Raw genomic sequence first — 20,718 nt, 5'->3', positions numbered from 1 at the left:
TTCCTGGCCGACGGCATGGCCGACCGGTTCGCCGATCAGCATCTGGTGTTTGACCGCGACGCGTTCCTCAGCGCGGCAGGGCTGCTCGACGCTGTGGAAGCCGTGGCCCCGACTCCGCACTACGGCCGCAAGGTAGACGCCCCCACCGCGTTCGACGATGTCCGCGTCGGTGACTGGCTGTACTTCATTAACTCCGGTGGCAGGGACTTCGTGGGCCAGGTTGATGGCATGACCGACAAGACCATCAGGATCGCGGCAGGATTCCAAGATCAGGTGTCTGGCGTGCGTTTCGGTGGCCCAACCTCGCTGCGGCGGGCGAACTGGTCCCGCCTGCAAGTCCACCTGTGGGAGCCTGCCCCGACAGCAGAGACCGACGCCGAGCCAGCGAGCAAGTCCCGCAGCGCCGGCGGGGCAGCCCAGGCATTCCCGCGCTCACTGCGGCCGGTGCAGTCGGCGGTACAACTGGCCGCCGCCCCGATCTTTGGAGCCGGGCCTGGGCGCCCGGACAGCCCGGGTCGGCGCTCGCGGTAACGCCGACGTGGTAGCGGCGCCGCTCACGCCACGGCTGGCGCTGCTGCCTCCGCAGCCGGACCAGGGGTCGCCGAGCGATTGGCGTCTGTGACCCCCGGGCCGTCTCTTGCCAACAATCCTCGAGCCCTGTGAGAGGGAGGACCTGTCGTGTCCACGCCAACGTCTCGTCTGTTCGGCGGGCGCACGGAGATTGCGATCATCGTTGCGCGGGCTGGGTGGACTAACCGTCGCCGCGCGGCGGTCGCATTCTGGGTGGTGACGGGTCTGGTCGGTCTGTTGGCCGGCGTTACCGCCTCGTCGTATCTGCCGCCGGTGGCTGGGTGTCTGGTCGGTGCCCTCGTTGGTGCGGCGTGTGGTGTGGTCGCGTTCGCGTTGGTCGCCGCCTGGCCCGTGCTGCGGGCGTTGTGGCACTGGCTGCCGGAGTTGGTCCTGTCGGCGCTGCTGTTGTGGGGTTGGACCGCGCTGATGGATGCCGCGAACCTCGTCGTGTCGCTGCTGCTGATGGGCGTGGTCGTGGGGGTTCCTGCGGCTGTTCGTCCGCTGCGCCGACAGGTCGTCGGCTGGCTCTGGTGCTTGGTGGTGCGGCATCGACTGCGGATGTGTCTCGCCGCATTCGTCAAGACCAGGGGTCGTAACACGTTGCCGTTGATCGGGTGGGCCAGGCCGACGCCGGCTGGTGAGCAGGTGTGGGTGTGGCTGCGCGGTGGCCTGTCGCTCAAGACGTTCGAGGATGAGGGCCAGGTCCAGAGCCTCGCGGTCGAATGCTGGGCGAGCGAGGTCCGAGTCGCCCGCGCCTCGGCGCGGAATGCCGCGCTGGTGCGGTTCGACGTCACCCGCCGCGATCCGCTGCGCCACACACGGTGGCCTCGCCAGTGCCGGTATCTGCCGTCGGAGTTCGAATGTGACGCGCCGGTGTCCCCGAGCCACGGCGGCGGTCGGAGCGGAAGGCCGAGCGCCATCCGACCCGGCAACCTCGGCCGCCGCAGTAGCGCACGGGTGGTAACGGGAGCGCTCACGCCGCTGGCAACACCTCCACCGCAGGGTTGGCGGCGATGGATGCCAAGCAGCAGACGCCGCGTGCCCGGCATCGGGCCCATACGACGCCGGGCCGGCCGCATGCCGTGCTGGTGCGGCTGTCGGATGAGGAGAAACGCCTCATCGAGGCTGCCTCGGCGGCGGCGCACCTGACGCCCACCGGGTACACGGCGAAGGCGGCGCTCGAGGCAGCGGCGGCCGGCCAGGCGCCGACCGGTGCTGCTGGGGATCTGCGGGAGCTCCAGCACGAACTGTTCGCTGCTCGCCGCGCGGTGAACATGTTCGGCTCCAACGTCAACCAGGCTGCCGCGGCGTACAACGCCACGGGCGAGTTGCCCGACTGGGTTGCCGATGCAGTACGGCTGTGCACCGCCGCGGTGACCCGGCTGGACGAGGTCACCGCCCGCGTCAACCGGAAGTTGCGATGAGTCCCGCAGTGACCGAATCGGCTTGTTGCGGCGAAACCCCAACCGATCACGGGTCCGCCGGTTGGGTCCAACGCGATGCCTCCGACGAGGTCCTGCGGACGCGCCGACCACGCACCGATCACCCGCGCCCGGCCCAATTACTACGTCAGACCACGCCGCCACGACGGCGGCGTTGCCCGCGCACCGGAGGTACCTCATGACCGAACACGTGCCGGACCTCGACTACGTGAAGATGCTCGGCGCAGAGCTCGGCAAAGCGCTCGATCGCCGTGACGGCCCCGGAGCTGTCAATCTTCTTGAGCTGATCGGCGAAGAGATCGGCCGGGACAGGTTGAGGGTCATCGTCGACGGACTCATCAACATGGCCCTGCAGCGCATGGAGCAGACCGTCCACTCCACGTCTCAATCGGCCCAATCGGCTCAGCCGGCCCAGCCGACCCGATCGAACCCGACGCCGGTCCGAGCCGCGGTGGGATTTCCGCCGCTGCGGGTTGCCTCCGGGCCCGCGAGCGCTGCGCGGGGGCCGGCCGCGCCGGTCAACAGCGGGTATCAGCCCGGGGTGCACCGGCCAGGGCGCGGTTGATGATCACCCGAGTGCATCGGCGGGGCAGCCGTGTCGGAGGACTGCTGCGCTACCTGTGGGGCCCGGGCCGTGCCGAGGAGCACGTCAACCCGCGGCTGGTCGCCGCATGGGACGGCGCTGGCGAGCTCAAGACCCTGGAACCACCGGTCACCGTGAACGGCAAGCGGGACTACCGGGCGCTGACCGCATTGCTCGAGGAGCCGGTGCGGGCGGGCCACCGCCCGCCGAACAAGCCGGTGTGGCACGCCTCGATGCGCCTGGCTCCGGAGGATCGCGACCGGGTCTACACCGACGCGATGTGGGCGCGGATGGTCCGCGAGATGCTTACCGAGGCCGGGGTGGCCACCGCCGTCGACGACCCGGGGCTGCGGTGGATCGCCATGCGCCACGGCGACGACCACGTGCACATCGTCGCCACCCTGGTTCGTGAGGACGGGCGTACCAACTGGCTGCGCAACGACTACCCGCTCTGCGTGCAGGCCACAGACAACGTGGCTCGCCGGTACGGTCTGCGCCGGCATGTGCCGCCGGCCGACCGCACCGCGCACCGCCGCCCGCACCCGGTGGAGGTCGGCAAGGCCCGCCGCACCGGCCGGTCGCAGACCCCTCGCGACGAGCTGCGCCGGAAGGTCCGCACCGCCGTGGCCGGTGCCGCCGACGAAGACGAGTTCTTCGCCCGGCTGCGTGACGCCGGAGTGCTGGTGCGACTGAGGCACAGCGCAACCAACCCGGACCAGGTCACCGGCTACGCCGTCGCGCTGCCGGGCAACCGGGCCGCCGACGGCAGCCCGATCTACTTCAGCGGCGGGCGCCTCGCACCGGACCTGACCCTGCCGAAACTGCGGCAGCGTTGGGGCACCGCCCCGTCGGCGAACATGTCGTCGCCGGGGCCGCGGTTCAGCCGGGCCGAGCGGGTGGAAGCGCTGCACCAGGCGGCCACCGCCACCCAGGCCGCCGCCGAGGACATCCGTCGCGGCGCCAACACCGCGCCGCACCAGGCGCAGGCCACCGCCCAGGCCACCGCCGACCTGCTCACCAGCCTGGCGTATGCGGTGGAGGGCGAGCGGCGCGGACCGCTGCACCGCGCCGCCGAGGTCTTCGACCGCGCCGCCCGCGACCTGTACGGCAGGGTGGCGCGTGCGACCTCACGGTCCCAGCAGATGCGCGCGATGGCGCGGTTGGTCGCGCTGATGGGCCGCATCTCCGGCGATGACGACACCATCGCCGCCCTGGCCCTGGTGCTGGATCTGGCCCGGCTCGCCGACACCCTGGAGGAGCTGCGCACGGCGCAGCAGCGGCTGCACCAGGCCGAGGCGGCGCGCGCAGCGGCAGCGGCGCTGCGGGCGGCTGCCGACGTCGGCCGGCCGGTGGTAACGGCGCCGCCCATTCCGACGGCAACCGCCGAGCCGACAGTGGACGGCGGCCGACGTGTCCCACGCGGCCGGTAGCAACCCCAAGGGGAGGTGACCATGACCGATCAATTCCAACCGGCCTATGTGCCGCACGACGACCCGTTCGGCGAGGCCCGCGACCGGTGGCTACAGGGCCTGAGCGTGCTGGCCACGCTTGGTGAGGCCGGAGCCCGCATGGCCGCGGTGGAAATCCAAAACCGCGCGGCAACACGGGAGTGGCAGGCCCGTCAGGACGAGGCGGCGGCCGCGGCACGGCGAGAGGCCGACGCCCTCACCGCGAAGGTCCGCGGCGAGCGACAGCGGATGGCCGACTCCCTCGACGAGGACTGGCTGATCAACCACGCCTCATTTTCGGAGGCCGCCTGGGTGTGGCGCACCGCAACCGTGTACGCCACCGGCGACGACCCACTGGCGGGAAGGGCGGCCAACCTCGCCGAGGACCGGCTGCGCAAGCTCCACCCCGACCTGATGGCCGCCTATGACCGGCTCCGCCAGCCCGGCCCGCACGGCCCAGGCCTGTCGAAAGCCGAGGCGATGCGGGAGGCTGCCTACGAGGTATGGCAGAACGCGGCTGGCAACGACCGGGCACCCGGGCCGCAGGCGCGCCCACACGGCAACACCTGGCCCAGGCCCGAGGTGACCAACTACGACGAGGCCACTGCGGGACTGCGGGCCCGACGGTCCGACCAGGCGGCGCTGCCCGTGGGTGGCTGGCAGGTCCTCGACGAGCTCGACCGGCAGGTGCGGCTGGAGGTGGCAGAGCTCGCCGAGTATGTCAGCCTGGAGGCCCTCGAAGATCTGCAGCGCAGCTGGCGCAGTCTCGGGAAGCTTCCCCCCGCCGATCCCACAGCACTCTTGCGGGCCCACCTCAACGAGGCCGTGGGCCGAGGCCACCTGCAGCCGGTAGTCGCCGAAGGGATCATCAGCAACCTTGAGGCGCAGGCCGCAGTAGAACGCGCCAACGGTCGGCGGGCTGGCGGCGCTGCCGATGACCCCCGCACCGGCGTTGACGAGCACACCGCCGGCCAGGTCGCCAGCGTCGTCAGTGACGATCGCGCCGACCAGACGGCAACCACCGCCGCGGCGATGCGCCACAGCGAGCCAGCCACCGCCCCACCTTCGGCGGCTCGCACAGGCGAGCCGTCGCACCGCGCGGCGCAGCCGGTCGTTGCCCAGGGGTTCCCCGGCCCTCTGCGCGTCCGTGCCGCTCACCCGAGCGCGGCGAGCAGGCAGCCGACTCAGCCCACGATCACGCCCGTCCAGGGGAGGGCCCGATGACGACCAACACCCCGCCCACCACCCCGAGCCGCCGTTCGAGGTCGACCGGTCCATCAACTGGTCCATCCACCGGTCCGTCCACCGACGAGCTCGCCGCGCAGGTCGCTGCGCTGAGCCAGCAGGTCGCCGAACTGCAGCAGATCGCGGCCGACCGGGCCGCGACGGCGCCGGCCGCCGGCGAGGGCCAGGACCCGCTGTACGCGAACGTGGAGGCGTTCGTGCGTGATTATCTGCTGCCGACGTTCCCCCGCCCGGTCGGCGAGGTCGGCATGATCCGCTGGCATTGGTGCGAGCAGTGGTGGCGCCACGACGAGGCCGTCACCCGGCTCACCGCGCTGTGGTACGGCTGGGAACACGCCCGGTTGGAGATGACCGGCATGCTCGGCTGGCTGCGCGAACTGGACTACCACCTGCCGATCCTGTGCGGCGAGGACGGCCCGTTCCGCAACTGTGCCCCGGGGGCGACGGTGGCCGGCACGGCCGCGACTGCGTTGACCGGCGAGGTCACCGCTCGCCATGACCTGCCACCGGTCGCCGCCGTGCAGCCGGCGCCGGAGCGCTGGTGGATTTGGTGGGACTGACGCCCGGTCAGCGGCCCGAATACGGGCGGGGCGCGGCGAGCAAGTCGGCGGGGGTGGGCTTGATGCCCGCCCCCGCCGCCGCGCCGGGCCCTGCCGCAGCAGCGAAACTCCCGACCGAGGGTGCCCGGGACAACCGAGGCGGCGCCGAACGAGGCCAGCCCCGGGGCTTCAACCCCTGTCTGAAGGGCCGCACCACCCGGTCGTCGTGGAGGAGGTCAGTGCCCACGGAAGACCCGATTGGCTGCACCCGCCGCGTGCGGTGTAACGCCGGGCAGGAACGCGCTTGGTCCGGATCCGGCGGGCGAGCCTGTCGCCACCCGCTGCTGTAGCCGGGGGAAGGCGGCGGCAGCAGCGGGTGGCGGTGGCCGGCCCGTCGGCGGCGTCGGTAACCGTTGCGCCGGGCCGGCCCCGAGCTGCGTGACGGTGTCCTGCAGGTGCTCGACGGCGGCGTCGACGACGGTGGGCAGACCGACGCCGGCGCGCCGGGCGATATGCCGGGCAATCCGGGCCGCTTCGGCGGTGTCGACGGCGCCGAACACACGGGGTGCGACGGCCCGCGCGACGGTGTGGCGACCGGCGATGTCCTCCAGCGCCCGGGGGTGCTTGGCGAGGATCCGGTTGAGCTGATGGTCGGCGACAGCCAGGGCGAGAGGCCGGGTCTGGCGTTGCAGCGCCGCGCGAAGCTGTGCCCGCCCGTTGGGCCGGGTGAGCAGATCGGCAGGGTCGGCGCCGGCGGCGAACTCGGCGGCGAGCAGCGGCCCGGGCAGCGGCCTGGCCGGAGCCGGGTGGCGCAGGAGCTCGAATGCGGCGTCGGCAGCGGCCTGTCCGGCGGTGTCGCCGTCGAAGGCCACCACCACGCCGCGGGCAGCGCCGGGCATCGCACGCAGCATGTCGGCCTGTACGGCGCCGAACGCGGTGCCGCACGGAGCGACGGCGACGGCGCCGTGTGTGCCGGAGCGGGAGTAGGACAGCCACACGGCGATGGTGTCGGCGGGGCCTTCGACCAGCACCGGCGTCCAACCGGCGCGGAGCCGGTCGTGCTGCTCGGCGATCCCGAACAGCAGCTGGTCCTTGTCGTAGATCGGCGAGGCGTGGGTGTTGATGTATTTCGGCGTGTCCGGCTTGTTGCGCACCGCCGCCGGGCTGGCCCGGCCGATGAACGCCACGACGTGCCCCGATGGTGACCGGATCGGGAAGACGATCCGGTCGCGGAAGACGTCGATGAGCCGGTCCGGGTCGTCATGCGTGCGGGCCGACAGCCCGGCGGTGACCAGTTCGTCGGCGCTGAACCCGGCCGCGGTCAGGTGCCGGGTGAGCAGGTTCCAGCCCGGCGGGGCGTACCCGACCCGCCACGGCCACTCCCGCTCGGCCAATACGCCGAGGCCGCGCTGCTGCAGGTAGCGACGCGGGCCGTCGGCGCCGACGAGCTGGGCCCGGAAGAACGCCACGGCGGCGTCGTTGGCCGCCAGCAGCCGGCGCACGTCGGCGCCGACATCGGATACTGCCGGACGGGTCGGCACGGTTGCGGCCACGACAGCCTCCTCAGCACCGCAGGGCCGGTCAGCCGGTCACGGCCTGGCCCAGCTGGGCCGCGGCGCTACGGGCGTTGGCGGTGATCTGGTCGTTGGCCGCGGCGGCCGCTCGGGCGAGCTCGTCGGCGTGGGGCCCGGCGTACCAGGGCAGCAGGTCGAGCATGGCGGCCCGGATGCCGGTGGCCAGCAGCAGCGCGGTGCCCTTGGGCATGGCCCGGATCTGCGCCGGGTCGAGGATGCGCTGCCGGCGGGTCGAGATCTGGTGTGAGGTGTTGCCCTGCCCGTCGCGGGTGCGGGAGGCGACCGAGATGTCGTGCTCGCCGATCAGCCGGGACAGGTCCTCGGCGAAACGGGCGTCGTCGATGCCGGCGCCGACGAGCTTGACGGTGGCGGCCGACCACAGTGCGTCCATGCCACGCTCGCCCCAGACCCGGGTGCCCTGCCGGTAGGACTGCAGGATGGTCAGCGGGATGATGCCGCGCGAGCCGAAATGGGAGTACAGCTCCGGCAGGTCGCGGATCTTGCAGATGTTCGCGGCCTCGTCGAGGCAGGCGATGAGCGGGGCGTCGAGCCGGCCGCCGCGTCGTTCGGCGGCAGTGACGGCAGCGTGCAGGATCTGGTCGGTCAGCCCGGCAACCAGCGGCGCGGCGTTGCCGGCGCCGTCCTTGGAGAGCAGGTAGACGGTGTCAGAGCTGGCGGCGAATCCGGCGACGTCCAGGGTCGGCAGCGATCGGAGCGGCGCCGGCGTCACCCAAGCCATGATCTGCGGGTTGGCGAGGCATGCCGCCGCGGTGCGGGCGGTCTCGTAGATGCCCTCGCGGGTCTCCGGAGCACCGGCTTGCCGGCCGGCGAGCGCTCGAGCGGAGGCGGCGAACCCGTGGCTGCGCAGGATTCCGGCCGGGATCCGGGACGTGGAGTCCGACAGCCACATCTGCACGTCGTTGAGGCTGCCGCCGTTTCTGGCGGCGGCCAGGATCAGCGCGGTGAGCAGGTCCAACGCGCCGAGGCTCCAGAAGTCGTCGCCCCGCTCGCCGCGGATCTGCTGCACGAAGTGGTCGGCCAGGCGGTGGGCGTCCTCGATGGTGTCGATCGCGGCGAGCGGGTTCCACCACCACCGTTGCGGGGTGCGGGTGATGGCCTGCGGGTCGAACACCCACACCTGGCCGTGCTCGGCCCGCCAGCCGGCGGTGACCGCCCACAGGTCCGGCTTGTTGCTGGTGGCGATTACCGCACCGGGCGCGTTGACCACGGCCGGCACGGCCAGCCCGGTGGTCTTGCCGGCTCGGGGTGCCATCACGGCCAGCAGCACGTCTTCCCAGCTGGCGTACAGTCGCCCGCCGCGCCTGCCGCGGCGGCGGTGCGCGCCGAGCAGCACCCCCGCCGACTCCGGCTCGATGTGCTTGGCCGCCTGGCTGGTGAGGCTGGGCCGCAGGCGGCGGGCCCGGTCGACGACGCCGACCAGGCTCATCGCCTGCAACGCCGTCGGGTCGGCCAGCGATGGCAGCGGGTCGTCCGGATCGGCCCGGTGGCGCTGCCAGAGCGCGACCGCGACCGTGACCGCCGCGATCACAGCGCCCAGAAGCACCGCGTACACCGCCGCGACCGCGACCGGCGGCACGCCGGGCCAGACCGCCGCCCAGTCCGCGCGCAGCAGCGCGGTGACGAACTCGGTACCGAACCCGGGCCCGGCAACGGCGTTGCCGGTGATCAGTGCGGCAAGCCGACCGGCGGCCCAGGCCAGCCACAGCAGCACGATCACTGCCCAGGCCATACCCAGCACAAGGAACGGGGTGAGTGGACCGCCGGCGTTGCCGCGCGGTTCAACGGGGCGGGTGGCCATGGATGATCCTCCGGGTCGCAGGCAGGGGACAGCTGCGGGTGTTACCGCCCGAGTCGGTGCGGCTGCGGGCTGGTCTGCGGCGACGCCGTGGTAGTGGCCGCCGGAGCGGTGTCGGTGCTGACCTGGCGCAGGGGCGGAAACGTTGCCGCCGTTGCCGGTCGCGTGGGTGTCGCTGGTGCAGGGCCGCGGTGTGGTCCGGTACCGGCGCTCAGGTCGCCGGCGGCCGGCGGATCGATGGGCTTGAAGCCGAACCGGGCGCAGGCGTAGAACCGCTGGTCGATGGCCACCACGTCACCGACCGACAACGACCGGTGGCCCTGCGCCCGGTAGGCCACGGCACGAGCGTCCGGCGTGCCGAACTCGGGATCGTCACCGACGTTCAGCGTGCAGAACACCTGCTCGCAGATCGCGAGGTCCCCTTCCGGACTGCGCATCACTGTGGTCTCGAAGGCCAGGGCCAGCGCGTGGCCGGTCGCGTAGCCGTCGAGCATGCCCAGCGGCCGGCCAAGCGCGTCCTTGGCCATGTTCAGGAAGGCGCGTACCTGGATCGTCCTTGTCATTGCCCACTTCCTCGTGTCGTAGCGGACTTGCGGGAGGGGGCCGGTCGACCGGTGCGGGCTGCCTCGACGCGTTGGCGGAGCGTGCGCCCAGCCGCGACAACGTCCGGCTCGCGGAAGGGCACGCCCAGGCCCATCGCGCCGTCGCGCTCGCGGCTCGGGTCGAAGTGCTCGAGCACGTCGGCAGGAGTCATCGGTGTCGCCCGATACTGGGATCGGGAGCTGGCGCGGGCCCGGTGCCCGGCGCGGGCGGGGCCCCTCCCTGTGCCGTGACGGTGCGCAGTCCCGGGAAGCCGGCCGCCCATGCGGGTCGGGCTGCGCCCGCTGGCGCTTCGGCCTTGGCAGCGGGGTGGACGGCGGCGGTGGTGTTCGCACGATCCGCAGCCCGGGCTTTGGCGCGGTCCAGTACTGAGAGCCGGGCGCTGGACACGTCGGTGGTGGACCGGTCCGCGTGGTCGTCCTCCCAGGACGCGAAGATGCCGCCCACGGGCTCGATGACCGCGCCAGCGTCGTAGAGCTGACCGGTGGCATGGCGAGGCCACGGGAGGCGGGATTCCGGCGGGCCAGCATCGGCCTCGAGCCGGTCTTCCAGCTCCGCGGGAACGAGCGCATACTGCTGTGCCTCGCGCAGGACAACCCGCGGATCGGTGACCTCAACGGTCTTCTCGCCGAGCCTGAATCCCCAGGCCCGTTCCGGGCCGTGCCCGACGTCGCGGAGCAGGGCGACGTCGAGGAAGAACGTGGCGCGGTCCTGGCTCCAACCGATGAACACCTGTGCGTCTGCAGACTCGGTGGGCAATTGGTAGAGGCTCATGCGGCGGCCCTCACGTTGGTGTCGGTGTCGTACAGCTGCCATTCGTCGCCGACCAGCGACAGCGCCACCGGCAGGCCGGGCCGCTCGCCGGTCTTGATCAAATACTTGCCACGGCCGGGGTGCGTGGAGCCGGTGAACCACGCCTCCGGCGCGGCCCAGGAGGACACGAGGTCGCGTTCGGGTCCGGACAGCTTGATGACCTCGTTGACCCGGGCCAGCTCACGCGGCGGCAGCCCGGCCAGGATCTTGATGGCGGACCGTTCGACGAACCCCTGTGCCTTGGCCCGGTCCTCCTGGGTGGGGAGGGCGTCGAGGTCGGCCAGGGAGTGCGTGACCATGATCGAGGCCATGCCCCGCTGCCGGTTGAGTCGGGTGAGCGCGTCGGCGTGTTCGACGAGCCCGGACGCGCCGCGCAGCGCCCGCCACAGTTCGTCCATCACGCCGACGTACTGCCGGCGTGGGGCGAGTCCCTGGTCGGCCAGCACACCGGCCGCGTCGACCATGGCGTGGCCGTAGGCCCACACACACAGCATGGCGGCGGCGACGAGCTGGTCGCCGGCCGCGGCGACATTGGAGATGTCGACGCTGACGGCGGGCGCGTCCAGGTCCAGCGGCTTGCTCGTCTGAGCGTCGAAGACGCCGCGGAGCGACCCTTCGCACAGCAGGGCGAGGGTGGGCACGAGCTGGTCGACGCGGCGGCGGTACTCGCCGTCGGAGCGGGCCCGCGCCGCGACGCGCAGCTCGTCGCTGCCGGTCTCGATCATGCCCAGCACGTCGGGCACGGTCGGGTCGCGATCGAGGCGCTCGGCCAGCACGTCAACGGCCCGGCCGAGGATGATCTCCTCCGGGTTGGTGATCGCCTGGCCGCGGACCAGCGCACATAGTGCGAGCAGCAGCGACATGCGCCGGCCACGGATCTCCAGGCGCAGCTGCCGGGCGTCGGTGGCCCCCATGCGCTTGACCGCGGCGCCCAACGGTCCGCTGTCGAGGGGGTTGAGCCGGTCCAGGCCGCGGCCGATCCGGATGACCTGCCCGTCGAGGTACTCGACGAGCTTGGTGTAGTCGGGCTTGGTGTCGCCGAGGATCAGTGCGCTGGTGCCGCAGGCGGTCATGCCGGTGATCAGCCGTTTGACGATGGTTGACTTGCCGACGCCCGGCTGGCCGAGGACGAACATGCCGGGGTTGGTGACGAGGCCTTCGCGAAGCCATTCGAGGGGGTCGAGGCAGACGACCTCGCCCCAGAGCATGTGCCGGCCGATCGGCACGCCGGTGGTGGGCGCTCCGGAGCCGGCCACGAACGGGAACAGTCCGCACAACTGCACGGTCGTGCCCTGGTACTCCATGCCTGGGTCGACGTGGGAGGCCCGGCCGGCGCCGGGGACGCGGTGCCCCCAGGCGGGGGCCAGGATCTCCTGCTTGGTGCTCGGCTTGGTGCTCATCGGTGGGCTGCTCCGTGCCGTCTGGCCGGTGACGTCGTGTCGGCCGGCGTTGGATGGTTGGAAGCACTGGCGGAGGAGGCGACGGCGATCGGACCGAACGCCAGCGCTGATCGCGGCTTGGCATGGCCTGCCTGGGTGGCGTCCTGGTCGGCGGCGCCGCCGCCGGCGGCCCGGCCTGTGGGCGCCGGATGCACCGAGGTGCCGCCGGTCAGGTCCAGCTCCTCGACCACCGGCACCCCGCCGCGAACAGCCACGACAACGTGGGCGCTGGGCCGGGTGTTGTTGAACGGCCGGTATTCGCGGGCCAGTCGCCGTGCCTCCTGCTCGTCGGCGACCACACGCTGCTCCGACCGTCCGTTGATCGCGTTGGTGAATCTCACCGTGATCTGGCCGATCAGCGCCGCGTCGCGTTCGGCCAGGAACACCGCGGTGCGTTCGGCCCAGTCAGTGGCGGCCGTCGGCATGTTGGGCAGGCCGGGAACCTGCGCCAGCATCCAGCTGAATGCGGCCGCCTGCTCGGCGGGCCCGGACCGGGCGGCGGCCAGCAGCTGCCGCGCCTGGTGTGCGGCCCGGTCCAGGCTGTGGCCCGGATGCGCCGCCGTCGCCTCCAGCCACACGGCGGTGCCGGCGCCGACGGCGTCGCGTACCACGCCGGTCACGGTGGGGAGACCCGCCGGGGCTGTGGCGACCTGCCAGCGCGTGGCCGGATCGGTGACGGCGCTGTGGATGCGGGGCAGCACCAGGGCGAGGGCCTGCGCACTGACCAGCGGCTGCAGCGGCTGTCTGGGCAATCGAGCCAGGTTGAACAGGTCCCACTGCGGGTCGCCGGGTGCGATCGTCAGGGCCAGGCTCAGGCTCAGATTCCCCAGGGTGGACTGGCGCGGAGGATGCGCGGTCAACGTCTGGCTGATGATCTCGAACTGCCACGGCACGTGGCTGCTCCGGACGGTCCAGCCTTCGTGGAGTTCGCCGGACCGGTTGACGTTGTGGTCTGCCATTGCGTGCGCTCCTGGATGATCAGGGTCGGTGCTACCGGTCGGTGCGGTCAGTGCGGCCACGGTCAGTGCGGCCACTATCTGGCCAGTTGGGGCGGACAGACGCCGCACGGCAACGTCGTGGCGAAGCCGGTGGCCTGGCTGGCCCGCAGGCGACGGAGTCGGATCTTGGCCACGTCGGCGCGGGACTCGACGTCGGCGACGGCTTTGCCGAGGTCGCTGGACTCGAGCACGGTTGTGGTGACGAACAGGGTCATGAGGCCGACGCCGGCGCCGGTGGCTTCCTCGCGGGCGGTTTGCAGCGCACGTTCCCGGTCGGCGAGGTCGCGGGCGGACTCGTCGCGTCGCTGCGCACGGTGGTACGCCGCCCGGAACGCCGTGGCGTTGACCTCGGACTCGACGATGCGGGCGGCCTCGCCGGCCGGGAACGGCCGGTACACCAGGCTGACCCGCTTGGGGTACGGGCCGGGGGCCACCAGCCGGGCCAGCACATCGGCGTGCACCTGCTGGCGTGGCGCTTCGTGCCAGGCCCACGAGACCGACGTCGCGTCGTCGTGCTCGTAGCGGTCCATGTGCTCCTCGGCCGCCACCGGGCCGACGTTGGCCCAGTCCAGCCACCGGCTCAGGTCCACGCCGGAGCGGTGGGACAGGCTGGCGATGTCGCCGCGGGCGCCCGGGTCGAACGCGGTGCGCACGATCGCGGCCAGCTCGGCGGCGCTGGCCCGGCCCAGCACCGTCAGGCCGCAGCTGCCCAGCGAGTCCTGCAGCCCGGGCAGGGTCCGGCTGATCTCGGCCAGGGCCTCGCCGAGGTTCGCCGGCTTGGCCGGTGAGGCCGGTGGGTAGAACGTGATCGAGACCCGGGTCTCCACGTCGGCGGCCGCCGCCGGGGACACCTCGACTAGTTTCTGCAGGACCTGCCGCGCCGATGCCGGCCCGTTCGGGACGATGCGCCGGCTGACGTAGTCGGTCAGCCGGGAGCCGGAGTCGGGGGCGGTGTCGACGGTCACCGTCACGTGCCTGACCATCGGCACGTAGCCGAGGGTGGCCAGCCAGCCGCCCCAGTTCGCCACCCAGCCGGCCGTGGCGTTCGGGTCGGCCAGCCACGTCGACGTCGCCGCGCAGCGCAGCGTCACCGTGATCATGCCGAGCCGCTGGTTGTAGACCGCTCCGTACGGGCCGTGGCTCTCGTCCGGGACGTCGAGCAGGGTGGTGGCGGCGAGCACCCCGGGCAGCTGCCAGGCGTGCTCGCCGGCCACCATGACCCCGGAGCGGTAGGAGGTGTAGCCGCGGGTCGTGCCGACCAGCCACCGGACCCGTCGGGTGATCCCGGCCGACAGCGGCACACCGTCCCAGCGCAGCAGGATCATCGCGATCGTGACCAGGCATGGCACGGCCACGATCGCCAGCAACTGCAGCCCCACCGATGCAGTGATGATCAATGTGACCAGCGCTCCCAGCACGGCGACGCTCTGCGCGGGCCCGAGGCCGAACAGGCCCATCCCACGGCTGCGCCGCCATCCGCCGTAGGTGCGTGCCTGGTTGCTGCTCATCGCGCGTCCTCTCCGTGCATCGTCGAGCCGGCCGCGGCCGCGCTCCGCCGCGCGCCGTCAACGGCGCCCTTGCCGACCATCGCGGCCCCGGCCACGGCGATGCCGATCGGCCCGCCGGCTGCGCCCGCGGCTGCCGTGCCGCCCGCTGCCGCACCTCCAGCCGCACCTCCAGCCGCACCGCTGGCGGCTCCGGTCGCACCGGCGCCGCCTGCCATCCCGCTCATTGCCCCGGCCGTCGGTGCCGTGGCACCGGTGCCGCCCGCGACATTGGTTTGCACGGTGGCCTTCGCCGTGGTGGAGACGGTCTCGGCGAGCTCCCCGTCGATGACCTTCGGCTTGGCAGGCCCGTTGCCGCCGCTGGGACCCGAGCCGGGCGACGGCGGTGTCGGTACCGCCCCGGTGGGGCCAGTGCCGCCGTGACCGCCGCTGCCGGGGCCCGTGGTTTCCAGGTAGCGGGCGTGGTCGTTGGCGTTGTTGCCGCCGACAGCGCCGCGCAGCGACGACGCGGCGTGCATGCCAGCCGCCGCCCCGGCGCCGAACATGCCGATACTGCTGTTGCCGCCGCCGACGCTGCCGGTGAAGATCGTGAAGAACTTCAGCAGGACCGGCAGGGCGATGATCGACATGCCGAGCATCGCGAGTCCCATCACGAAGTCGCGTGGGGTGCCGGCCATCATCGCGAACGCCGCGGCGTAGGCGGTGCAAGCCGCCGGTTTGTACAGGGCCAGGGCCAGCGACCAGCTCAGGACCTTCTGCAGCCACTGCGAGGTGGTGCCGCGCGAGATGGTGCCGGCAGCGGCCAGCTGCGTCAGGCCGGCGAGGATCACCACCGACCCCTCGCGGAACACCATGAGACAGACCTGCAGCAGCGCGACGACCATCGTGAGGGTGCCAATGATGATGATCACGAACGGGGCGATCATTCCGCCGGTCGCGGCTGAGGCCGGGACGAGGAGCGCGACCAGGGCGGCGCTCATCGTTTCGTTGGGCGGTTTCGCGGAGTCGCTGAAGATCGCCTTGTCGAGAATCCACCACGAGTAGGCGTCGCCGGCCTTGAGCAGGGCGTGCGTGCCTGCGATGCCGATCGCCGTCCACAGTGCGGTGTTCCACAAGCCCCGCGCGACCTGCAGCAGGGGTTCGCCTTTGCGGCTGATGGTGGCGTTGATGGCTTGCCACAGCACTGCGCCGACGGCGACCAGCAGGGTGATCGGCAGCAGGTAGCCGCGCAGCTGCTGGGCCGGATAGTCAGCGCTGTTGCATTGCTGGATCCAGTCGGTGGCCCATTCGGCTGGCGACTGCTCGCCGGTGGGGCACAGGTTGCTGGACGGGATGAGCACCCACACGGTCAGCTGCTGGGCGACCCACTCGACGCCCATCTCCACTGAGGCGGCCAGGCTGGCAATGACCTGGTCGGCGACGGCGTTGCCGACCACCTTGGGGGTGATGAGCGGTGGGAAGACTCCCGGGCACGTGACGGGTTGCATCGGGTTACACATCGCTGGCCTACCTGCCTGCCGTGAACGGGACGAACTGCTCGATGTCCTGCTGCGTGGCGCGGGTGACGTCGGCGTCGAACGAGCCCCCGGCCGGTGCGACCAGGGCCCAGTCCGAACCGGTCCACCGCATCCGCACCTGTGAGGCGGCCAGGACCGTGCCGCTGCGGCCGTCGCCGGCCTCGGTCAGCAGCCCCAGCGTCGCCTCATCGGCGATGTAGCTGGTGATGCGGTAGCCGCGCAGGGTGGTGTACAGGCGGCCCAGCGGCTGCCCATACGCCACCCCGGCCACGCCGCGCAGGTTGTCGTAGTCCTGCGCGACTCGCACCCGCAGCGCGTCCGCGTCGGGTCCGACGACTTGGGTGCGCAGCGTGGCGTCGAACACGGATGGGCCGACCTGCGGGGTGGTGCGCACGAGGATGTGCACGGCGGCCAGGACGGCGCCGCCTCGGTCATGCGCGAACCCGCGCGCCAGGCCCCCACCCGTGGCGTGGGGGCCCGACCGGCTGGACACCGGCAGCGACACACCGGACACATCGGCCCAGGTCAGATCACCGGGCAGGTCCGCCGCGCCGTCACCGGCAGCACCGGTGGGGACGCCGGAACGGACCGGCTCGGTGGTCGCGCCCGGTGCACTGGCGGGCTGGCCAGCGCCGGTTACCGAGACCAGCACCACGGTGACGAGCCCGGCGACCGCCGCGGCGGCCAGGAAAACGGCGGTGGCGCGGCGGCGCGTGCTGCGACGGGCACGGGCGATGACGTCGTACGTCATGATGCAGCCCCGGCTCAGCCCGGCAGGACCGCGCCGACGATGACGGCAGCGACTGCCCCGAGGGTCAGGCCGCCGAGCACCCACGGGATGCCGGCGGCGCCGTCGGCGGCGAACGCCGAACGGTTGCGCCGGCCGACGGTCATCATGATCCCGCAGGCGAGGAGCCCGCCCACGCCACAGACGACCAAAATCCATTTCAGCCAGCCGATGAACATGTTGCCGACGGTGTCCAGGCCGGGCGGGGCGGCAGGGGCCGGAGTCGGCGGCGCGGCCAGGATCAGGTCGGCGGCGCCGGTCAGCACATCGAGGGTCACAGCATGCTCCCGAGAAGGTGTCGGTCGTTCGGTGCGCCTAACCGGGCACCTGCCGACGACGTTGCCCGCGCAGGGCTGACGGGAGCGTTACCGACGCCGTAGTTGCCAGCGTTACCGGCGCTGCGAGCGCGTCCTGGCAGCGGTAACGGCGCTGGTCGATCGCCACCGTGGGGCCATGTACCCGTCTGCGCGCGCCGCCGCGCTCGCCACGCTGCTCATGCTGGTCCTGGCCGGCTGCGGCGGCCCACCCCAGCCCAACGGACTGTCCGGACCGTCCGGCTGGCCAGACCTGCTCGGTCATACGGCAGCCGATGAGACCGGTGCCCCCGCCGCGCCAAGCCTCGCGCCGACGGTGAGCCCGCCCGTCGAGCCGGGTTTCGACTACGCGGACTCGAGCGAGGTGTGCCGCCGCTTCCTGGCCGCGCTGTACAGCGCCGACACCACACGCGACCGCGGCCCGGGCGACGCCTACGCCCGCGCCTCCCGGTATGTCACCGGGGCGATGGCGGGACAGAGCGCGGCCGCCGAGCACGACGGTCGGTGGGCGACCTGGGTCGACCACGGCGCCCGGCTCGAGACCCAGCTGACGGCGTACGTCGACGGCGAGCAGATGCCGGACAGCACCGTCGCGGTCTACCGGGCCTACCGGGTGACCGTCACACCAGTGGGCGCCGACGGCTGGCGCGGGTGGAGCGAGCGCAGTCTCATCTACTGCACGTTGCACCGCGACGACGGCGGCTGGCGGGTCGCCGGCTACGACCTGTACCCGGTGAGGCCCTGATGAGCCGGGCCCTGCCGATCGCGTTGGCGGCCGCGGCCGTGCTGATCCTCGCACCGGTGGTGTTGGTCGTGCTGGTCGCGGCCACCGTCGTCGGCAGCAGCCCGGCATGGGCGTGTACGGCGGTTCCGCTCACGACCAGCGCCACCGGCCCGACCGGCGACCCGGCCGCGACCGGCGATACATGGCCGGCTGAGGGCTCATGGAGCGGCGAGCAGGTCGGCCATGCCGCGACCATCGTCGAGGTCGGCGCCGAGCTGCATGTGCCGCCGGCCGGTTGGACCATTGCGGTGGCCACCGCTATGCAGGAGTCCTCCCTGCGCAACCTCGGGCATCTCGGCGGCCGCAACGACCACGACTCGCTCGGGCTGTTCCAGCAGCGGCCTAGCCAAGGCTGGGGCACGCCGGAGCAGATCCTCGATCCGCGCTACGCCGCCGGGAAGTTCTACGAGGCTCTGCTCAAGGTCGACGGCTGGCAGAGCATGTCGCTGACCCAGGCCGCGCAGCAGGTCCAGCGCTCGGCCTACCCCGACGCCTACGCGAAATGGCAGGCCGAGGCCGAGCACCTGGTCGAGCTCATCAAGGGCCGGCTGGGCATTACCTGCAGTGCCGGGGGCACGGGACCGTGGCGGCTGCCGCTGCCCGAGGGCAGCTACGAGTTCGGCAGCCCCTACGGCCCGCGTGGCGGCGCGATGCATCGCGGCGTGGACCTCATGGCCTCGTACGGCACGCCGATCCTCGCCGCCGCGGCCGGGACGGTCACCTCCGCCGAGTGCACCAGCCCGTTCTGCGACCGGCCCGGTGACCGCGACCGCAACGGCTACGGCATCACCCCGGGTTGCGGCCTGGCGGTCGAGATCCAGCACGCCGACGGCATCGGCACCACCTACTGCCACGCCTCGTCGCTGAGCGTCCACGTCGGCCAGCAGGTCAACGCCGGCGACGAGATCGGCCGGGTCGGATCCACCGGCCACTCCAGCGGCAACCACCTGCACTTCCAGGTGCACCAGCCGGCCCCGCCGATCAACAACAGCACCACCATCGACCCGGTCCCGTTCATGGCCGGCGTCGGCGTCCACCTCTAACAAACTGAGCTGTAGGTTCTCACGCCCGATGTCGCTTTCTCCCCGACATGTCACCGGCAAATGTCGCCCGCCTGGCCAGAGCCGCTGCATCTCGTGCCGACGCGCTCTCGCCCGTAGGAAAACGACACATCGATGAGAAAAATCCGCCGACATATCGATGAGTAACCGCTCCTCAGGTCCTGGTCAACGACCCGGGCACCGACATCTCAGCGGAGAACCTACATGAGCAACGGGGGACAACCCATGGACGAGAGCAGCACCGCCCGGGCCGAGCGCTACCTGGAGCAACTCAAGCCCGGCACCGCACTGGGGCACGGCACCGGACCCGTCACGCCGCCGTCGCATCCACGGCGGTGGCAACCGATGGACGAGGCCAGCGTCCGGCAGGCCCTGCTGTCCGTGGCCGACCTCATGCCCGATGCGGCACCGGGCCAGCTTACGGGCGCTGTCATGCGGGCCTGGAACAGCGACCGTGACGGCCTAGCCGATCTGGAGCGCGCGCAAGCCGACGTCGTCGACGCCGCCTGGATCCGCGGCTACTGGAGCGGAGCCCAACTCGCCCACCATCACACCGTCACCCGGTATCACGACCGGGCCATGCAGGAACTGTCCAACATCGCACGCGCCGCGGCCGCCAACGCTGAGGCGCCGAACCACCCCGATGCGGTCAAGGTTCTGAGGGCCGTCGCGAGCGCCGCCAACGCCGTGGCCGACGAAGGCGTTGCCGTCGAGGACCCAGGGCCAAGCCACGGCGACTACGCGACCGCCCGCGCCGCCCGGTTCGACGACAGCCATTCCGCACGGGTGGCCGCCGCCGCAGCGGTCGGGTGGAGGAACGGCCGCCGCGCGGGCGCCGGCGATGCGACCTGGTCCGCCGGCGAGGCGATCGCCGGCTACGTCATCACGTGGGCCGGCGCCGCCGTCGACACCGCCCACATCGGCGGCTTGCCGGCCCGCCGCTGGCTCGCCCGCCTCCAGCACGACGACGCCCAGTTGGCCGGCCCCGGCCGAACCGCTGCAGCACAGCCAGACATCACGCCACAACGTCAACGGGCGTCAACGAGCTCCCGCAGCGCGTTCTGGCTCAGCCGCAGGTTCGGGCACGAGGACGCCGCGCCAGCCATTCCTCCTAGCGCCGGCGTCGGGCAGGCCTTCGCCTCGCCGTTGCGCCTCAACGCCCTTGGGACCCCGCACGCCAGTGTCGCCGCCGCTGCCGGAGCGGCTAGCCCTGTGACCGGACCGGTGGCGATGACCGCGGCGTCGACGGCAGCGGTGGCCGCAAACAAGCTGCTCGGCCAGCGTGGCCGCCGATGAGGACGCCGCAGTCCGCGAAAGCGGTCTGTGTCCGCCGCCCGCCACCTGAGGGAGTGACTGCCATGCCCGACCTGAACGACCGGCAAGCTGATGCACCATCCCCAGGGGCAGGTGCGCACCGGCTGTCCCCGCCCGACCCGGCCGCCACGGCCCCGGTCGGCTCGACGCCGACTCACCGGCCGGACCCCGGCAGCCGCCATCCGGTGGGTGGCGCGCTGATGCAGCCACCGCGGATGGACCGCGATGCGGTGATCGCGGCGCTGCAGGACCAGATCGACGACCTGACCACCGTTGTCGAAGCCCACCGCAGGCAGCTCGACCAGCAGCAGCTGATCATTCGACGGCTCGCCGCCCGCGTCGGAGTGCCCCTCGAAGGCGTGAACTGAC

20 protein-coding genes are annotated in these 20,718 nt (G+C 72.3%); 10 read left to right on the top strand and 10 right to left on the bottom strand.

The window, feature by feature from the left end; translation table 11 throughout:
* The 6 genes from IEZ31_RS13120 to IEZ31_RS13095 form a co-directional block, all read left to right on the top strand.
* On the top strand, positions 1-531 hold a 531-nt coding region (locus tag IEZ31_RS13120; RefSeq protein WP_190250084.1), incomplete at its 5' end, for a hypothetical protein.
* Positions 532-1,583: 1,052 nt separating this feature from the next.
* Positions 1,584-1,994: a DUF1778 domain-containing protein gene (locus IEZ31_RS13115; RefSeq protein WP_190250083.1), complete on the top strand. Its 411-nt coding sequence runs from the start codon at positions 1,584-1,586 to the stop codon at positions 1,992-1,994.
* Positions 1,995-2,190: 196 nt separating this feature from the next.
* Positions 2,191-2,577, top strand: coding sequence for a hypothetical protein (locus IEZ31_RS13110; protein WP_190250082.1), 387 nt, complete (start codon positions 2,191-2,193; stop codon positions 2,575-2,577).
* Positions 2,577-4,025, top strand: a complete 1,449-nt coding sequence (locus IEZ31_RS13105; RefSeq protein ID WP_190250081.1) for a relaxase — start codon at positions 2,577-2,579, stop codon at positions 4,023-4,025. The genes IEZ31_RS13110 and IEZ31_RS13105 overlap by 1 nt, the downstream gene beginning before the upstream one ends.
* A 21-nt stretch (positions 4,026-4,046) precedes the next feature.
* Entirely contained in the window at positions 4,047-5,267 is a 1,221-nt protein-coding gene (locus IEZ31_RS13100) for a hypothetical protein (protein WP_190250080.1), read from the top strand.
* On the top strand, positions 5,264-5,848 hold the full coding sequence (locus IEZ31_RS13095) for a DUF4913 domain-containing protein (RefSeq protein WP_190250079.1): 585 nt from the start codon (positions 5,264-5,266) through the stop codon (positions 5,846-5,848). Before IEZ31_RS13100 ends, IEZ31_RS13095 begins: the two co-directional genes overlap by 4 nt.
* Before the next feature lie 215 nt (positions 5,849-6,063).
* Here the strand turns inward: IEZ31_RS13095 and IEZ31_RS13090 are convergent, their stop codons facing one another.
* The 10 genes from IEZ31_RS13090 to IEZ31_RS13045 all read right to left on the bottom strand — a co-directional run bounded on the left by IEZ31_RS13090 (position 6,064) and on the right by IEZ31_RS13045 (position 17,154).
* Positions 6,064-7,380: a toprim domain-containing protein gene (locus IEZ31_RS13090; protein WP_190250078.1), complete on the bottom strand. Its 1,317-nt coding sequence runs from the start codon at positions 7,378-7,380 to the stop codon at positions 6,064-6,066.
* 28 nt (positions 7,381-7,408) lie between these two features.
* Positions 7,409-9,220: a type IV secretory system conjugative DNA transfer family protein gene (locus tag IEZ31_RS13085; RefSeq protein ID WP_190250077.1), complete on the bottom strand. Its 1,812-nt coding sequence runs from the start codon at positions 9,218-9,220 to the stop codon at positions 7,409-7,411.
* 41 nt (positions 9,221-9,261) lie between these two features.
* On the bottom strand, positions 9,262-9,780 hold the full coding sequence (locus IEZ31_RS13080; protein WP_190250076.1) for a hypothetical protein: 519 nt from the start codon (positions 9,778-9,780) through the stop codon (positions 9,262-9,264).
* Between the two features lie 187 nt (positions 9,781-9,967).
* A complete protein-coding gene (locus IEZ31_RS13075; protein ID WP_190250075.1) occupies positions 9,968-10,591 on the bottom strand; it encodes a hypothetical protein in 624 nt (207 codons plus the stop codon).
* Positions 10,588-12,030: a putative type IV secretion/conjugal transfer ATPase gene (locus tag IEZ31_RS13070; RefSeq protein ID WP_190250074.1), complete on the bottom strand. Its 1,443-nt coding sequence runs from the start codon at positions 12,028-12,030 to the stop codon at positions 10,588-10,590. The genes IEZ31_RS13075 and IEZ31_RS13070 overlap by 4 nt, the downstream gene beginning before the upstream one ends.
* Positions 12,027-13,028, bottom strand: coding sequence for a hypothetical protein (locus IEZ31_RS13065; protein ID WP_190250073.1), 1,002 nt, complete (start codon positions 13,026-13,028; stop codon positions 12,027-12,029). Before IEZ31_RS13065 ends, IEZ31_RS13070 begins: the two co-directional genes overlap by 4 nt.
* A 74-nt stretch (positions 13,029-13,102) precedes the next feature.
* Positions 13,103-14,575 (bottom strand): SCO6880 family protein, encoded by a 1,473-nt coding sequence (locus IEZ31_RS13060; protein ID WP_190250072.1) that lies wholly within the window; start codon positions 14,573-14,575, stop codon positions 13,103-13,105.
* Positions 14,572-15,918: a hypothetical protein gene (locus IEZ31_RS13055; RefSeq protein WP_190250071.1), complete on the bottom strand. Its 1,347-nt coding sequence runs from the start codon at positions 15,916-15,918 to the stop codon at positions 14,572-14,574. The genes IEZ31_RS13060 and IEZ31_RS13055 overlap by 4 nt, the downstream gene beginning before the upstream one ends.
* A gap of 160 nt (positions 15,919-16,078) precedes the next feature.
* Positions 16,079-16,840: a DUF8175 domain-containg protein gene (locus tag IEZ31_RS13050; RefSeq protein WP_190250070.1), complete on the bottom strand. Its 762-nt coding sequence runs from the start codon at positions 16,838-16,840 to the stop codon at positions 16,079-16,081.
* Positions 16,841-16,854: 14 nt separating this feature from the next.
* On the bottom strand, positions 16,855-17,154 hold the full coding sequence (locus tag IEZ31_RS13045) for a hypothetical protein (RefSeq protein ID WP_190250069.1): 300 nt from the start codon (positions 17,152-17,154) through the stop codon (positions 16,855-16,857).
* A 175-nt stretch (positions 17,155-17,329) separates the two neighbouring features.
* On the opposite strand from IEZ31_RS13045, the gene IEZ31_RS13040 reads away from it, so the two are divergent.
* From IEZ31_RS13040 to IEZ31_RS13025, 4 genes are all read left to right on the top strand, one after another.
* A complete protein-coding gene (locus IEZ31_RS13040) occupies positions 17,330-17,935 on the top strand; it encodes a hypothetical protein (RefSeq protein ID WP_190250068.1) in 606 nt (201 codons plus the stop codon).
* Positions 17,935-19,017, top strand: coding sequence for a M23 family metallopeptidase (locus IEZ31_RS13035; RefSeq protein WP_229834868.1), 1,083 nt, complete (start codon positions 17,935-17,937; stop codon positions 19,015-19,017). Before IEZ31_RS13040 ends, IEZ31_RS13035 begins: the two co-directional genes overlap by 1 nt.
* A 243-nt stretch (positions 19,018-19,260) precedes the next feature.
* Entirely contained in the window at positions 19,261-20,331 is a 1,071-nt protein-coding gene (locus IEZ31_RS13030; protein WP_190250067.1) for a hypothetical protein, read from the top strand.
* A 62-nt stretch (positions 20,332-20,393) separates the two neighbouring features.
* Complete coding sequence (locus tag IEZ31_RS13025; RefSeq protein ID WP_190250066.1) at positions 20,394-20,717, top strand: hypothetical protein; 324 nt, start codon at positions 20,394-20,396, stop codon at positions 20,715-20,717.
* Position 20,718: the final 1 nt, after the last annotated feature.

Source organism: Dactylosporangium sucinum (assembly GCF_014647515.1).
GTDB lineage: Bacteria > Actinomycetota > Actinomycetes > Mycobacteriales > Micromonosporaceae > Dactylosporangium > Dactylosporangium sucinum.
This window is presented reverse-complemented; position numbering and strand designations above follow the sequence as displayed.